Genomic DNA, 15,729 nt, shown 5'->3' on the forward strand with positions numbered 1-15,729 from the left:
GAGTACCCTAATCCTAGGTTTACCCATCGTCCTTGACCTCCTCCCCCGAGGGGGGAGGAGGGGGGAGAGATCACGGCGCCCCTTCTTGGGGCGTCAGATCGCACCATCACTTGTCTGGTTTTCTGGTTAAAAGTGCTTCAAATGGCCCGTTGCTCAGCGGTCCAGCTGGGCCGCCGCCCCCAACAGGGCCTGGAAACCGGCATTCAGTGTGTATACCGGCACCGTCTGCATCCATTCCCGCAGGCGCCCCTTGGCCAGGAAGCGCTGTTCGAACTCGCTCTCGGGGAGCAGGCTCTCGATCCGCGGCAGGATCCCCCCGCCCAGGAAGACGCCACCGCGGGCAGCGAAATAGGCGGCTACATCCCCGGCAGTGCTGCCCAGGAAGTTGAGAAAATCGATCAGTGTTTCGCGACACATGGGGTCAGTCCCCTCCAGCCCGCGACCGCTGACATCCGGCGGCGTGAGTTCTTCGGCCTCACGGCCGTTGAGCGCACAGACCGCGCGGTAGAGGTTAACCAGCCCGCTGCCGGACAGGATCCACTCGTTGAACACCGGCTGCTGTTCCCGCACCAGGATCTGCAGCAGCTCCATTTCCCGCTGGCTCGCCACCGGCAGGTTGGCATGCCCGCCCTCGCCCGCCACCACGTAATGGCGCCCGTCCTCGCGGATCAGGCCGGCGACCCCCAGCCCGGTACCTGGCCCCAGTACCGCCATGGTGGCGTCCTCGATCCGGGGCGCGGCGCGCAATACCTTGTATTCATGCTCTCCCAGCAGGGGCAGGGACAGTGCCAGCGCGGCAAAGTCATTCATCAGCTGCGCCTCGGCCAGCCCGTGTCGGGCCCGCAGCCCCGCGGCATCGATATGCCACCCCAGGTTGGTCATGTAGACCCGCCCACCGGTGTCATTTTTTTCCACCGGTCCGGCACAGGCGATACAGGCCCGCTCAGGTACCGGCTGTTCCAGCCCCTCAAGCCAGTGCTCCAGTGCGGCGTCAAAACCGCCGAATTCGCGGCAGTTCACCACTTTGAGCGCATCCAGCGAGTAACCGGTGTCGGTTGGATTGGCAATGGCAAATCGGGCGTTAGTGCCACCGATATCCGCGACGATACTTGTCATTGGTCTTCCTGTTATCTTCCCCCGGGGTCGGCGGGCGCGTAAGTTACGGGCCCCGCCCCGATAAATCCAGTTTTCTGGATGATTTTTCACCAGCTTTTTTAGTGAACCGGGCGTCACCTTCCCACCCGGGCATCCAGAAATTGTAAGAGGTGAATTCGATTCCTGCTGTGGTCAGTGGTCCCGGTCTTCCTAACCCTTGACCGCGCCGGCGGACAACCCGGATACCAGGAATCTCTGCAGCGCCATAAACAGGGCAATCACCGGCAACGACACCAGGATGGCCCCGGCGGCGAAGTAACCCCATTCCGACGCATAGTCGCTGACGAAAAAACGCAGCCCCACCGGGACCGTGTAGAGCGCCTCATCATCCATGAAGATGGACGCGAGGATGAACTCGTTCCAGGCCGTCATAAATGAGAAGAGCCCGGTCACGGCAATCGCCGGTCGCGCCAGCGGCAGGATGATCCGGTAAAAAATCGTGAACCGTGACGCCCCTTCCAGCAGGGCCGATTCCTCGATCTCGTACGGCAAGGTGTCGAAGTACCCTTTCAGCATCCAGACACAGAACGGCAGCGCCGTAATGGCATAGACCAGGATCAGCCCCAGCCAGCTGTTCCCCAGCCCCAGCCACTGCACCACGATCACGTAGAGCGGAATCAGCATCAGCACCGCGGGAAACATCTGGGAAATCAGGAACAGCACCAGTCCCCGGTCGCGACCGGGGAAACGGAAACGGGAAAACGCGTAAGCGGCAGAACAGGACAGCGCCAGCCCCACCACCGTGGTGGACAGTGAGACCACCAGGCTGTTCAGCAGCCAGCGCATAAACGGCTGCTCAGTAAGCACCGCGCGAAAGTTTTCCAGGGACCACTGCTGCGGCAGCGGTACCAGCGCCACCAGCTGCTGCCAGAAGCCGGCATCATCCGGCAGCTCCACCAGCTGCAGCGACTGCTGCCCGGAAAAAGCCAGGCTCACCACCCACAGCAGGGGGTAGACGACCACGGCGCCGGCAAACAGCAGCAGGGCAAATCGCCAGCTGAAGATATCACCCAGCACGGCTTTAATACGCGCAGTGGCTCCCGGCCCGGCCGCCGCGGCCAGGACTCCCGTGGCGATCCGCGAACTGCTCATCGGCCCGCCTCCAGTGTGCGCGACACCCGCATCTGCCACATGGCATAGCACAGCAGCAACACCAGGATCACCATGGAATAGGCCGCCGCATAAGCGTACTGGTATTTCTCGAACCCGATACGGAACGCCCGGGTAATCAGGATATCGTTGGCGCCCGCCGGCGCCCCGTCACTCACCAGGTAAATCACATTGAACATGTTGAACGTCCACACCACCGACAGGATCACCGCCGGCACCAGCACCGGTTTCAGCAGCGGCAGGGTAATCCGGCGGAACTGGATCCAGCGACTGGCACCCTCTACCCGCGCCGCCTCATAAAGGTCGCGGGGAATCGACTGCAGGCCGCCCAGGATCACCACCATCATAAACGGGATGCTCAGCCAGACATTGGTCACCAGCCCGGTAAAGAAGCTGGTGCCCACCGAGTCGAACCAGGCCACCGGCGCCAGCCCCACCACCTGCAGCGCCTGGTTGATGACACCAAATTGCGGGTGGAACATGCCCTTCCACACCAGCGCAGTGATGTAATTGGGAATCGCCCACGGCAGGATCAACAGCACCCTGAACCAGGTACGCCCGAAAATGGGCCGGTCCAGCGCCAGCGCCAGTACCAGGGCCAGCCCCACGGCCAGGATCACATTGCTGGCGGTCCAGGCAATGGTCACCAGCAGGGTCCAGTAGAAGTTGTCGTAATTGATGCTGCGCCCGTCGCCCTCGCCGTACCAGAGGTTCCAGTCGCCGAGGATACTGGCGTAGTTATCCAGTCCCAGCCAACGGGAGGCAAACGGGGTGTTTTCGTTCAGCAGGGTGGTGTCCGTGAAAGACAGCAGCAGGCCATACAGCAGCGGGAAGAACACCAGCAGCAGCATGCCCAGCATGGCCGGCAGGATATACAGGTAGGCGGTGCGATGGGTGCGCCAGCTGGCCGCAATTCGCCGACGCCGCCGCCACAGCAGCACAGCGAGCCCGGACAGGCACAGTGCGATGGCCAGCCAGACCCAGCCCGGTACCGACCGGGGTGTGTCACTTCTTTGCTGCGCCAGCTCCAGGGCTGCCACATCCCGCTGTACCTCGCCCTGCAATCGCTGCATTTCCTCCGCCGGCCGGGCCGCGCCCTTCACCACTTTTTTCAGGGCGTTTTCCAGCGGCTTCCACAGCAATGTCATCTGCGGCAGGTTGGGGATAGCGACCGCGGTATCCAGCTGGCGACGGAATGCCTGGGCACTGGCGTCGGCCATCACTTCAGGATGGGAGAAAACGGCCAGGTTGGCCGGCAACTGGCCACCGGCGACCGCCATGCGCAACCCGGCCTCCTCGCCGGTCAGGTAGCGCATCAGGCCATAGGCCGCCTGCCGCTCCTGGCTCCACGGGGACAGGAAAATGCCCTCCACCGCCATCCAGGGCGCCAGCGGCGCACCGCTGGCATTGTTGTAGGGCAGCGGGGCCACCCCGTAATCCATATCCGGGCTGATTTCCCCCAGCATCCAGGGGCCACTGATTACCATGGCCGCCCGCCCCTGGTTGAACAGGTTGGTCACCAGGGTGCTGTTGGGCTCTTCCGGCAGGATGCGCTCTTCGCGCACCCAGCCCAGCAGCTGCTCCAGCGAGCGAATATTGCCGTCACTGTCCAGCGCCAGCCGACCGGAGCGATCGAATGGCCCGCTGCCGAAACTGTTCAGCAGGGCGCCGTGAAAGAAGGGTTCGGTGTAGTTGTAGGCGAGTCCGAAGCGGCCGCGCTGGCGGTCGGTTTGGCTGCGGGCCAGGGCCACCAGCTCGTCCGTGGTCCCGGGAGGGGAGTCCACCAGCGCCCGGTTGTAGATCAGCGCGGTGCTCTTGAAGTTGAATGGCAGGCCGTAGAGGCGGCCCTCGAAGCGCATCGCCTCCACCAGGCTGGCGGGGAAGCGCCGCAGGACTTCTGCGGAAACCAGGTCATCCACCGGGGCAACGGTGTTACCGGCGCGGGCCCAGCCGCCGATGCGGTCATGGCCAAAGATGAACAGGTCCGGCCCCTGTCCGCGCGGGACTGCAGCGGAGAGTTTGTCGGCAAAACTGCCAAATGGCACCGCCAGCGCCCGCACCCGCGTTTCCCGCTGGCTGCGGTTGTACTGCTCCAGCAGCTGCTCCAGTGCCTGGCGCTCCTCACCGCGATAGCCGTGCCAGAGCAGCAGCTCGTCGGGCTGCTGGGCGGCAACCGGCAGGGTGGCAAAGCCAAGCAGGAGGAAAAGCACCGACAGCAACAGGTGACCCGCGGGCAGGCGCCCACGCACAGGGAATTTGCACTGCAACTCCCCGTCGGTCAGGTCCCGGCCGCTGGCGGTGCCGGTCACAGCACCGGCTCCGCGTGCCCGGCCGGCTGCGCCAGCCGGATACGCTGGCGGCTGCCGGCGTCGAACAGGTAGACCGCCTGCGGGTCGAAGGCGAGTTCAATGGTCTCGCCCGCGGCCAGCGGGCGCAGGCCGGGCAGGCGCGCGACCAGGCGCTCCTCGCCCACCCCCAGGTGCACCAGCATTTCCGCACCCAGGGTCTCCACCATCTCGATAGCGGCGCGCAGGCGCGGCCAGTGGTCCGGCGCGGCGGCGGCATATTCAAGTTTTTCCGGGCGCAGCCCCAGCAGCAGCTCGCCGCCCAACCCGGAAAGGCCCGCCAGCGACAGGTCCAGCAGCCGGTTGGATACCCGCTCGCCGCCGTTGCGCACCGGGATGATGTTCATCGGCGGCGATCCCATGAAACCGGCCACGAACACATTGTCCGGGTCGTTGTAGAGTTCCATCGGGGTTCCCACCTGCATCAGCTCCCCGGCGTTGAGGATCGCGATGCGCTGGCCGAGGGTCATGGCCTCGACCTGGTCGTGGGTAACGTAAACCGAGGTGGTGGCAAACTCCCGGTGCAGCCGGGCGATATTGGCCCGCATCTGCACCCGCAGCTCGGCGTCGAGGTTGGACAGAGGCTCGTCGAACAGGAATACCTGCGGGTCGCGCACCATGGCGCGCCCCAGGGCCACACGCTGGCACTGCCCCCCGGACAGCTGCCCGGGCTTGCGCCTCAGCAGCTCGGCGAGCCCCAGGGTCTGGGCGGCGCGCTCGATTTTTTCGCGGATAACCGCTTCCGGCTCCCGGCGCACCCGCAGGCCGAAGGCCATGTTCTCGAACACGGTCATGTGCGGGTAGAGGGCGTAATTCTGGAACACCATTGCCACGTCGCGCTCGCCGGGCGCCACGTCATTGACCAGCCGATCGCCGATCCACAGCTCGCCACCGCTCACCGACTCCAGGCCGGCAATCATGCGCAGGGTGGTGGACTTGCCGCAGCCGGAGGGCCCTACCAGTACCATAAACTCCCCGTCCCGCACGGACAGGTCCAGGCCCGGCACCGTTGGCTGGCTGCCCGGGTACTGCTTGGCTACGCGCTTGAATTCAATGCCGGCCACGGCGATACCTCGCAATGGCGCGATCGCCGGTGGGAAACTGGGAGCTGGGATTAGTCATCGACGCACAACTTCGTCTTGTTCTGTATCGCGCACAATACTGCCATGCATTCACCTGCAGCACAGCCGGGTATTCTTGACCTTCAGGTCCGCCACGGCATCCACCCCGCCAAGGGCGTAGGGATGGGGCCAGACAGCACGAACCACGGGGTCGGCGGCTACCCGGCTGGCAACCGCGAATGACAGCAGCCAAAGCGCTGAACATTAATTGAACAGCCCGGAAAGGTCAATTTTTAGACAGCTTTTTCAGGAATACGCCGATTTCGCGTTCCACCTGCACATCCCCGCGCTCTCGCGCCACCTCCAGTCCACGCTCGAATGCCTGTTTCGCGCCCGGCCTGTCCTCTAGCGCCATGCGGCTGCGGCCCAGTAGCTTCCAGGCCGCGGAGTGCTCCGGCATCTGCTCGGTGCACCGCTGCAGGTGGTCGGCGGCCTCGGCATAGTCCCCGGCATTGAACAGCGCACTGCCGAGGCCAAAGCGCAGCAGCGGCGAGTCCCGCCCCTCCTCGAGTTGCGCCCGCAGGCGCTGGATGATCGGATTGGTCATGGGTGCTCGGTTTTCCCCCGGGTTAGAATTTGTGGTCACGTAACAATAATCAGGGGACACCACCGTGAAAAGAGCGCTTCTGTCACTGGCGGTCGGCGCCGCACTGGCCGCCACCAATCCTGCCGCGGCCGCCGCGGACCCGGAACAACTGCTGCAGAAAACCGAAGACAAGGTGATCGAGTGGCGCCGCCACATCCACCAGAACCCGGAGCTGGGCAATCGCGAAGTCGAGACCGCCAGCTACATCGAGAAGCACCTGGAGCAACTGGGCCTGGAAGTGGAAACCGGTATTGCCCACACCGGCGTGGTGGGCCTGCTCAAGGGTGGAAAACCCGGTCCCACCGTGGCACTGCGGGCGGATATGGACGCACTGCCGGTCACCGAACAGGTCGACCTGCCGTTTGCCTCCAAAGCCACCACCACCTTCAACGGTGAGGAAGTCGGCGTTATGCACGCCTGCGGCCACGACACCCATGTGGCCATGCTTATGGGCGCTGCGGAAGTGCTTGCGGGCATGCGCGACGAGCTGCAGGGCAATGTGCTGTTCGTGTTCCAGCCCGCCGAGGAGGGCGCCCCCGAGGGAGAGGAAGGTGGTGCCGAGCTGATGCTCAAGGAAGGCCTGTTCAAGAAGTACAAGCCGGACGTGGCCTTTGGCCAGCATGTGACCTCCAACCTGCCCACCGGCGTGATCGGATACCGCTCCGGCCCGCTGATGGCGAGCTCGGACAAGTTCCGCATTATGGTCAAGGGCCGCCAGACCCACGGCTCCCGTCCCTGGGGCGGCGTCGACCCCATCACCACGGCGGCACAGATCGTCATGGGCACCCAGACCATTGTCAGCCGCCAGATCGACATTACCAAGGAACCCGCGGTGGTGTCTTTCGGCAAGATCGACGGCGGGGTGCGCAACAACATCATCCCGGATAACGTGGAGCTGGTGGGCACCATCCGCAATTTCGACATGGACAATCGCCAGCGGATTTTCGAGCGGCTGCCCATCACCGCCGAGAACATCGCCAGAAGCGCCGGGGCCGAGGCAGATGTCACCATCTACGAGGGGTATCCGGTAACCGTCAACAACCCGGACCTGACCAAGGCGGCACTGCCGACCCTGCGCGAGGCTGCCGGGGAAAAGAAAGTGATCGAGATTCCCAAGATCACCGGCGCCGAGGATTTTTCCTTCTTCGCCAACGAGGTACCGGGCTTCTACTACTTCCTGGGTGTAACCCCCGCGGGCCAGGACCCGGCCCAGGCCCCCAGTAACCATTCTCCGCGTTTCTTCGTGGATGAGGCGGCCCTGCAGGTAGGCACCGAGGCCCTGACCCGGCTGGCGCTGGACTATATGGAACAGCACAGCGACGGTTAACTCCCCCATCGGGTGGCCAACCGGTCCGGTGCCGCGATCACAGCGCCCCGGGCCGGCTCTCCAGCCCCCTTCCGGTCACCCCTACCGGTCTCCCACCACTTGCCCCCTTTCCCCTGCTCGCCCCCCCTGACGCTGGCCCGCCCTCCCCGATTGGTCGATGGGCATATTGCAAACTACCCTGAGCCAGTGACGCGTGACTTTTAGTTGCGTCATTGATCCCGGCTGCACGCCAGGACAGAACGGCCATTGGCGCCATTGAGGTACCTGTATGACGCCCGGTGAAGAAGAAAGCAGTATCCATTTTCGCCACCCAACTGTGGCCGACGGCGCAGCTATCTGGCAACTGGTGGTAGACGCCGGGACGCTGGACCGCAACTCCAGCTACCTGTACCTGCTGCTGTGCCGGGACTTCCCCGACTGCTGCGTGGTGGCGGAACGGGGCACATCCCTGCTCGGCTTTACCACCGGCTATCGTGCGGCGGCACGTCCCGATACCTGGTTCCTGTGGCAGGTGGGTGTGGCGGCAGAGGCGCGGGGCCAGGGACTCGCCAAGCGCATGGTCACCTTCGCGCTGGGCGCACTGGTGCCCGGTGAGGTGCGCTACCTGGAGACCACTGTATCCCCCTCCAACACAGCATCCCGCGCACTGTTTAAAAGTATCGCCCGGCAGTTTGAAACCCGGCTGGAGGAAAGCCCGCTGTTCGACGCTTCCCTGTTCCCCGGATCGGAGGGCGAGCACGAATCGGAACCCCTGTTGCGGCTGGGCCCGTTCGATCCCGGCGCCCTGAAACAGGCCGGACACACACTGATTTAATGCCGGCACAAAGCAAGAAGGAGCAACCCCATGCGAATCTTTGAAGAAATGGAATCCGAGGTGCGCGGCTATGTGCGCTCCTTCCCCACGATCTTCGACACCGCGCACGGCTCGGAGATGTTCGATGAACAGGGCACCCGCTACCTGGACTTTTTTGCCGGCGCCGGAACCCTGAATTACGGCCACAACAACCCGAAGGTCACCCGTGCGATGATCGACTACCTGGAAAGGGGTGGCATCGTGCATGGCCTGGACAAGGCCACGGTGGCCAAGCGCGCATTCCTGACCAAGCTGCGGGATACCATCCTGGCACCCCGCAACCTGCACTACAAAGTGCAGTTCACCGGCCCTACCGGCACCAACGCGGTAGAGACCGCGATGAAGCTCGCGCGCCTGGTGAAGAAGCGTTCCAACATCATCACCTTCACCAATGGCTATCACGGCCTGACCCTGGGCTCGCTGGCTGTTACCGGTAACTACGATTACAAGGACGAAACCTACGGCTCCCGCAGCAATACGGCGTTTATGCCCTACGACGGCTTCCTCGGCCCCGGCGTGGATACCATCGACTACATGCGCCGCTTCCTCGAGGACGGTAGCAGCGGCGTCGACCTGCCGGCAGCGATTATCCTGGAGACAGTACAGGGCGAGGGCGGTATCAATATCGCCAGTGTGGAATGGCTGCAGAAACTGGAGGCCCTGTGCCGCGAATTCGATATCCTGCTGATCGTTGACGATATCCAGGTAGGCAACGGCCGCACGGGTACTTTTTTCAGTTTCGAGCGCGCCGGGATTTATCCCGACATGGTGACCCTGTCGAAGTCCATTGGTGCGGGCCTGCCCATGGCCCTGCTGCTGATGCGTCCGGACGTGGACCAGTGGCAGCCGGGTGAGCACACCGGCACATTCCGCGGCAACAACCTGGCATTTGTCGCCGCCACCGAAGCCCTGGGCTACTGGGACAATGACGACCTGTCCGCGGCGGTGAAGCGCAACGGCGAACTGATGCAGGAAGAGTTGCAGCGCATTGTGGAAAAGTATCCGCAGCTGGATGCCAGCGTGCGCGGTATCGGTATGGTGTGGGGCCTGGAGCTGCCGCAGACCGGTGTCGCCGGCGCAGCCTCAAGAGAGGCCTTCGAGCGCAAGCTGCTGATCGAGACTGCCGGCGATCGCGACCAGGTACTGAAATTCCTGCCGTCACTGTTGATCGAGGAAGAGCTGCTGCGGGAGGGACTGGGTATCGTGGATGAGGCACTCGGTGCCATTGTCGAGCAGCGACAGAAAACCGTCGGCGGCCAGGGCAGTTGAGCATGTCAGATATTATCGTCAGTAAATTCGGCGGCAGCTCGGTGGCCAGCGCCGGGCAAATCGAGAAAGTCCGCCAGATCGTCGCCGGCGACAAGCGCCGGCGCATCGTGGTGGTGTCGGCGCCCGGTCGCAGCCAGCCGGGAGAACAGAAGCTCACCGACCACCTGATTAATATCGCCACCGACGGCACACATTTCCGCGAACAGCGCATCAATATCCCGGTGGCTGACAGCAAACTCGCCGTCATCGAGCGCTTCACCAAAATCATGCACGAGCTGGAAATCACCGACAACGACCTGGTCGAGTCACTGAAACAGGACCTGGACTGCAAACTCAGGGGCGACCGGCGGGTGGCATTCCTGGCTTCGCGGGGCGAGCACTACAACGCGCGGGTGATTGCCAGGTATTTCCAGCAATCGGATATGGACGCAGAGGTCGGCCTGCCGGAGGATTTCGGCATGCTGGTCAGCGAGCAGTTCCTGAACGCAAAGCTCCTGGAAGAAGCCTACGTCAATATCCGGAAACTGGCGGCCAGTGAAAAAATTACGGTAGTGCCGGGATTTTACGGCGTCACCAAAAGCGGGGAGGTGGCAGTGTTTTCCCGCGGCGGCTCCGACCTGACCGGCGGCGAGATCGCCAAGGGTGTCTACGCGGGCAGCTATGAAAACTGGACCGATGTGAGCGGTGTTTTCGAGGCCGACCCGCGCCTGGTGCCAGAGGCCAGGGCCATTCCCAGGCTCACCTTCAAGGAGATAAGGTTACTGTCCAGCAAGGGCTTCAACGTTTTCCACCTGAACGCCATGCTGCCCTGCAAGGAACTGAAGATCCCCATTCATATTCGCAATACCAATGCCCCTGACGATCCCGGCACCGTCATCCTGTTCGAGCGGGTGCCGGAAGAGGGAGTGGTTGGTGTTGCGCGCCTGGACAGTGTGGCTTATCTCTACCTGGAAAAGGACATGCTTGGGGAGGAAGTGGGATTTACCGCCGACCTGCTGGGTATCCTGCGGGAGTTCGGTATCCAGACTTATCACTTTCCGACGGACAAGGATGATATCGCTGTGGTGGTCAACCAGGATGATTTGACCGGGGCCATCAACGACCTGCGCCGGCGTATCGAGCAGCAGCTGAAACCGGACTTTATGGACGTGGTTTACAACCTGTCGATACTGACGGCCGTGGGGCTGGGCCTGCAGGGCAACTCCTACCCGATCGTCGATGCGCTGAGTGCGCTGGGCAAGTCGCATATCCCCATCGAGATGATCGACCAGAGCCCGTCGCAAATCTGTTTCCATATCGGCGTCCAGCAGTCAGTTGCCGACGACGCCCTCAAGATCCTTTACCGGGCCCTGATCGACTGAGGGCGAACACCGGGTTCGCCCTCAACACGAACGTCAGGCCGATTCTGTCGACCGGGACGGGCGACGACGACGGCGCGGGCGCTGGCTGTCGCTGCGCGGGGCATCGGAACGATTGCCACCGTTACCACGTCCACCGTTGCCGCGCCGGTTTCCACCACCGCCATTGCCGGGCTTGCCGTTACCGGGCTTCCTGTTGCCCTGGTTCCCGCCGCGCGGCGCGCGACCGGACTCCGGCAGCGCATGGTCAGGCTCGAAGCCCTCGATCTCCTCGCGCTTGATCGGGTTCTTGATCAGGCGCTCGATATCCCGCAGCTGCTTGATCTCGTCCGCACTCACCAGCGACACGGCCTGGCCGCGCGCACCGGCACGGCCGGTACGGCCGATACGGTGGACGTAATCCTCAGGCACATTGGGCAGGTCGAAGTTGACCACCTGCGGCAGTTGGTCGATATCGATACCGCGGGCAGCGATATCCGTCGCCACCAGGATCTGCACCTTGCCGTTCTTGAAATCCGCCAGGGCCTTGGTACGGGCATTCTGGCTCTTATTGCCATGGATCGCAGCCGCGCGGATATCATCACCCTCAAGCTGCTTCACCAGGCGGTTGGCACCGTGCTTGGTGCGGCTGAATACCAGCGCCTGGTGCCAGCCGTTCTCGTGGATCAGGTGGCTCAGCAGCTTCTGCTTGCGCGCCTTGTCCACCGGGTGCAGCGTCTGGCGAACAGACTCGACTGTGCTGTTGCGCGGGCTCACGTCGATTTCCACCGGGTCGTGCACCAGACCCCGGGCCAGCTGGCGGATCTCCGGAGAGAAGGTGGCCGAGAACAGCAGGTTCTGGCGGCGTTCCGGCAGCAGTCGCAGCACGCGCTTGATATCGTGGATAAAGCCCATGTCCAGCATGCGGTCGGCCTCGTCCAGTACCAGCGCCTCCAGCTCGTCAAAGCGGATGGCGCCCTGGCCGTGCAGGTCCAGCAGTCGTCCGGGAGTGGCTACGAGGATATCCGCACCGCCGCGCAGCCGGGAGATCTGCGGGTTGATTTTCACCCCGCCGAACACACAGGCGTGTTTCATCGGCAGGTATTTACTGTACAGCTGCACATTGTCGAATACCTGCGCAGCCAGCTCGCGGGTCGGTGTCAGCACCAGCGCGCGCACCTGCTTGTTGCGGGCCTTGTCGCCCTGCATCAGGCGATGCAGCAGCGGCAGGGTAAATCCGGCAGTCTTGCCGGTACCGGTCTGCGCCGCCGCCATAATGTCGCCACCACGCATCACCGCAGGAATGGCCTGCGACTGGATCGGGGTGGGTTTTTCGTAGCCCTGTTCAGCTACCGCGCGGGCCAGCTCATCGGCCAGGCCCAGTTCTTCAAATAACATATCAGTCCTCAGGTCGCGTCGCGCGCGACCGCACAGATGCCCGCCCCAGGCGGTTACATCGGGGAAAACCAGAGATCACGAAGAGGATCGTTTCGCTCTGCCGTCATGTGACCGGGAATTGTTCGACCGGTTCGGTGCGGCATTCAGTAGTGAGTTCCAGGGGGACTTTTGGGAAAGTGTTCCAGGAGGGGTGCCGCAGGGAGGTCGAGCGGCCTACAGATGACGCTGCTGGCATGTCACCAGCGCGGGCACTATACCACACATGAACTGACCGGTAAGTTCTTTTTTTGGGGCGCTGCAATCTGCCCCGCTGCCGGCGCATCCCACCCTGCCTCCCTGCTCGCGCAGGTAATAGACAACGCCTATTTACAGCTGCCCCCATAGGACTAGCGGGTATTTGCGGGCAGCTGGTGCCACCCTAGCCTACGGAAAAGGCCGGTAGCGGCGAAGGTATCGTATAAGCGAAATTTACGATGTAACACATTAATAATGCTGTGCTGGGCAGCGGGAGGTTATGGCCATGTCTGCCTATTATTGTGAAAACTTCCAGCCGGAAACTGTCACCCTCGACGACGGTCGCGTTGTGCAAATCCGCGCCGTATGCAGCACTGACGGTGACCTGGAAAAACAACTGTTTGAAGGCCTGTCACCGGAACTCCGCCGCGACCGCTTCCTGGGGGGGAGCTGCAAGGTCAGTGACAAGCTGCTGTCCCTGCTTACTGACAACGACCACCATATCCACGAAGCATTGATCGCTATCGCCGATGCCGATTCCGATCCCAGGGCGGTGGGCGTGGCCCATTATGCCTGTGACGCCAGTGGCCATGCCTGCGAATGTGCAGTCGTGGTTGCGGACGACTGGCAACACCAGGGGCTGGGCAGCACCCTGCTCGATCGACTGACCCAAATCGCCAGTGGCCACGGTCTCGATGAGATCTACTCGATTGAATCCGCGGAGAACCACCACGGTGAACGACTGGCAAGGGCCATGGGGTTCCAGGCCCATGCGGACCCGCACGACTATACGTTGCTGACTTACACCAAGTACCTGCATCCGGATTACCTGGTGAGCAAGGAAGCGGCAAATACCGCAGTGCGGAGGCACTAGCGGTGAACCGACTCAGGCTGGAAACAGATGAAAAAAGGGCCGGTCGCCCCCCGGGTAGCCCCGGGGGCGACCGGCCCTGTCGATGGGGCAGTCGTAATCCCGTAATCGCCAACCGGCCAGGAGCTTTCCCAGCCGGTTACTCGTATCCGGATAACCTGTTACCCGATCTCTGCCAACAAATCGCTACATGGTGCCGTTGGCGATTGTGATCACGTCAACCGCGTAGTCTACCGCCGGCGTGAGATCCAGGGCCTTGCTGGAGTAAGGACCAGTCTCACCCACGAGGGTCGTTTCCTGGGGCATCTGCAGGGTTGCGCTTTCCTGTTCTGCCGGTTCGTCAGTAATGGTCCCGCTGTACCCGTCCCTGAAGGCAAAACTCTGCACCGGCGCAAAACGCCAGACGGCCAGGTCACCGCGTTCCGGCATGGAATTGTGCTCGGTAAAACCATTCTTGCTCAACACCACCGGCTCACCGTCCGCGGCCACTGCAATACTCTCCCCGTAAAACTCTGCGCTTACGGCGACACTGAGATGCTGCTGGATCAGCCCATCCGGTCCCATTTTCGATACCCAGTATCCGCCGGCACCCGAGCCCAGCATCCAGATATCCCCTCCCGGCGTGGGTATCACTCGCCTTACATCGCCATAGGCGACTGACTGTGTGTAACGATAGCTGCTACTGATATTGCCCAGGCTATCCAGGGCAACCACTACCGGGCGCAGGTCAACGGCCGCCTCGGGATCAAAATCAGCGGTGCCCACCAACAGCACTTCTGCGGGGTTATCCGGATCAGTGACCTCGGCCAGGCGGGCGGAGAAGTGGTAATTGGCATCCAGCACCGGGTACTTCCGCTGGTAGAGCAGGTTGCCATAGGCATCCAGCTTGAACAGCTGCGGCAGCTTGCTGGATTCAGCGCGATCAAAGGCCACATAAATGCTGCCATCAGCAACCTGCAGCACATCGGCCGGGACGCCGAGCACGTCCACGGTATAGCGCTTCGACCAGACCAGCTCCCCCTGGCTGGATACTTTTACGATATCAAAGAAATCCTCAACGGCATTCTGGCGGGCCACCGCCACAAAGCCATCGGTTACCCCGTCGCGATCCTCATCCAGCGCTTCCAGCTCGCTGAAGGTCGGCTCACTGGTATAAGCATCGTCCTCAAGGTGTTTCTCCCACAATTTGGAACCATCAGCGGCATTTACCTTGATCAACTTCTTCTGGTAAATGTCCGTGTAGCGACGGACATTGAGCAGGAATACCGGATTACCGTCTGAGGCCGCTACTACACCGCCAAACTCCACTTTCCCGCCATTTTCAGCCTGGGTGAACTCCTTCGCCCAGACCACCTGCCCATACTGGTCCAGCCTGAAGTACTGGGTCTGGAAATTCGACTCACCTACGACCAGGTACTGGCCGCCACCGAGTGCCAGCAACTCCTTCGGCGTAATCGCCCCGCTAGCCCCCGGGTATGTCCTGATCCATGCGTTCGCAGCAAACTGCTCTCCCGTGGTGACAGTGGCCTGGTTGGAATACTCCGACACCACATCGCTATTGGCGGCGTAAATTCGGTAAACGTAGGTGGTTTCGTAGGCGAGACCCGAATCCGTGTACTGCTCCACATCCGCTGTGACGGCTGTGACACGGCTGAAAGTGCCCCCATCCAGCTTTCGCTCAATAACGAACTCTTGTTCGTTATCGGACATATCCACCCACTGGAGGGTTATGCTGTTGCCATTGACCCCGGTCACGGCCAGCTCGGCTGGTGCGTTTACGGGATCCGGCTCCGTAGTCGTGTCCCCAGAACTATCACCACCGGTCCCGGAGCCATCGCCAGCAGTGTCACCGCTACCGGAACCACTGTCCCCGGTGCCACCACCATCAGAGGTCCCGCCGTCACCGGAACCGCTGTCAGAACCACTGGGCACCGGATCGGTGCTGTCGCCACCACCGCCGGACCCGCCCCCGCCACAACCGGCCAGGACCATAAACAAAGACAAAACAATCGCGTATTTCATACTGCGCTCACAGGCATCCCAAAGTGTTTATCCCGATCCTGCGGTATGCATACGGCACAGGTGCGCCCGGCCAGCACTAACCCGAAAGATCCAGATTCTCG

At 62.5% G+C, this 15,729-nt stretch carries 12 protein-coding genes; 5 read left to right on the plus strand and 7 right to left on the minus strand.

All coding sequences use genetic code 11. The features are described 5' to 3' along the window. Positions 1-153: 153 nt before the first annotated feature. From glk to LVE68_RS07780, 5 genes are all read right to left on the minus strand, one after another. Positions 154-1,116, minus strand: coding sequence for a glucokinase (glk, locus tag LVE68_RS07760; protein ID WP_233006455.1), 963 nt, complete (start codon positions 1,114-1,116; stop codon positions 154-156). A gap of 189 nt (positions 1,117-1,305) precedes the next feature. Beyond that, positions 1,306-2,247 (minus strand): sugar ABC transporter permease, encoded by a 942-nt coding sequence (locus LVE68_RS07765; protein ID WP_233006456.1) that lies wholly within the window; start codon positions 2,245-2,247, stop codon positions 1,306-1,308. Further along, the gene (locus LVE68_RS07770; protein ID WP_233006457.1) at positions 2,244-4,574 is read right to left on the minus strand and encodes an extracellular solute-binding protein; all 2,331 of its coding nucleotides are present in this window, start codon (positions 4,572-4,574) and stop codon (positions 2,244-2,246) included. The genes LVE68_RS07765 and LVE68_RS07770 overlap by 4 nt, the downstream gene beginning before the upstream one ends. After that, positions 4,571-5,674, minus strand: a complete 1,104-nt coding sequence (locus LVE68_RS07775) for an ABC transporter ATP-binding protein (protein WP_233006458.1) — start codon at positions 5,672-5,674, stop codon at positions 4,571-4,573. Before LVE68_RS07775 ends, LVE68_RS07770 begins: the two co-directional genes overlap by 4 nt. A gap of 283 nt (positions 5,675-5,957) precedes the next feature. Continuing rightward, positions 5,958-6,278: a tetratricopeptide repeat protein gene (locus tag LVE68_RS07780; protein WP_233006459.1), complete on the minus strand. Its 321-nt coding sequence runs from the start codon at positions 6,276-6,278 to the stop codon at positions 5,958-5,960. 64 nt (positions 6,279-6,342) lie between these two features. Here LVE68_RS07780 and LVE68_RS07785 point away from each other — a divergent pair, with 64 nt between their 5' ends. The 4 genes from LVE68_RS07785 (at position 6,343) to LVE68_RS07800 (ending at position 11,127) form a co-directional block, all read left to right on the plus strand. After that, the gene (locus tag LVE68_RS07785; RefSeq protein ID WP_233006460.1) at positions 6,343-7,644 is read left to right on the plus strand and encodes an amidohydrolase; all 1,302 of its coding nucleotides are present in this window, start codon (positions 6,343-6,345) and stop codon (positions 7,642-7,644) included. A gap of 268 nt (positions 7,645-7,912) precedes the next feature. Next, positions 7,913-8,458, plus strand: a complete 546-nt coding sequence (ectA, locus tag LVE68_RS07790) for a diaminobutyrate acetyltransferase (protein ID WP_233006461.1) — start codon at positions 7,913-7,915, stop codon at positions 8,456-8,458. Between the two features lie 30 nt (positions 8,459-8,488). Then, positions 8,489-9,766: a diaminobutyrate--2-oxoglutarate transaminase gene (gene ectB, locus LVE68_RS07795; protein ID WP_233006462.1), complete on the plus strand. Its 1,278-nt coding sequence runs from the start codon at positions 8,489-8,491 to the stop codon at positions 9,764-9,766. Between the two features lie 2 nt (positions 9,767-9,768). After that, complete coding sequence (locus LVE68_RS07800; protein WP_233006463.1) at positions 9,769-11,127, plus strand: aspartate kinase; 1,359 nt, start codon at positions 9,769-9,771, stop codon at positions 11,125-11,127. 33 nt (positions 11,128-11,160) lie between these two features. Here LVE68_RS07800 and LVE68_RS07805 read toward each other — a convergent pair whose 3' ends face one another. Further along, positions 11,161-12,501, minus strand: coding sequence for a DEAD/DEAH box helicase (locus LVE68_RS07805; RefSeq protein WP_233006464.1), 1,341 nt, complete (start codon positions 12,499-12,501; stop codon positions 11,161-11,163). 520 nt (positions 12,502-13,021) lie between these two features. Between LVE68_RS07805 and LVE68_RS07810 the strand changes: the two genes are divergently transcribed. Next, entirely contained in the window at positions 13,022-13,609 is a 588-nt protein-coding gene (locus LVE68_RS07810; RefSeq protein ID WP_233006465.1) for a GNAT family N-acetyltransferase, read from the plus strand. Positions 13,610-13,792: 183 nt separating this feature from the next. Here the strand turns inward: LVE68_RS07810 and LVE68_RS07815 are convergent, their stop codons facing one another. Continuing rightward, on the minus strand, positions 13,793-15,628 hold the full coding sequence (locus LVE68_RS07815; RefSeq protein WP_233006466.1) for a fibronectin type III domain-containing protein: 1,836 nt from the start codon (positions 15,626-15,628) through the stop codon (positions 13,793-13,795). Positions 15,629-15,729 lie beyond the last annotated feature (101 nt).

This window comes from Microbulbifer sp. YPW16 (genome assembly GCF_021290385.1).
GTDB classification, from domain to species: domain Bacteria; phylum Pseudomonadota; class Gammaproteobacteria; order Pseudomonadales; family Cellvibrionaceae; genus Microbulbifer; species Microbulbifer zhoushanensis.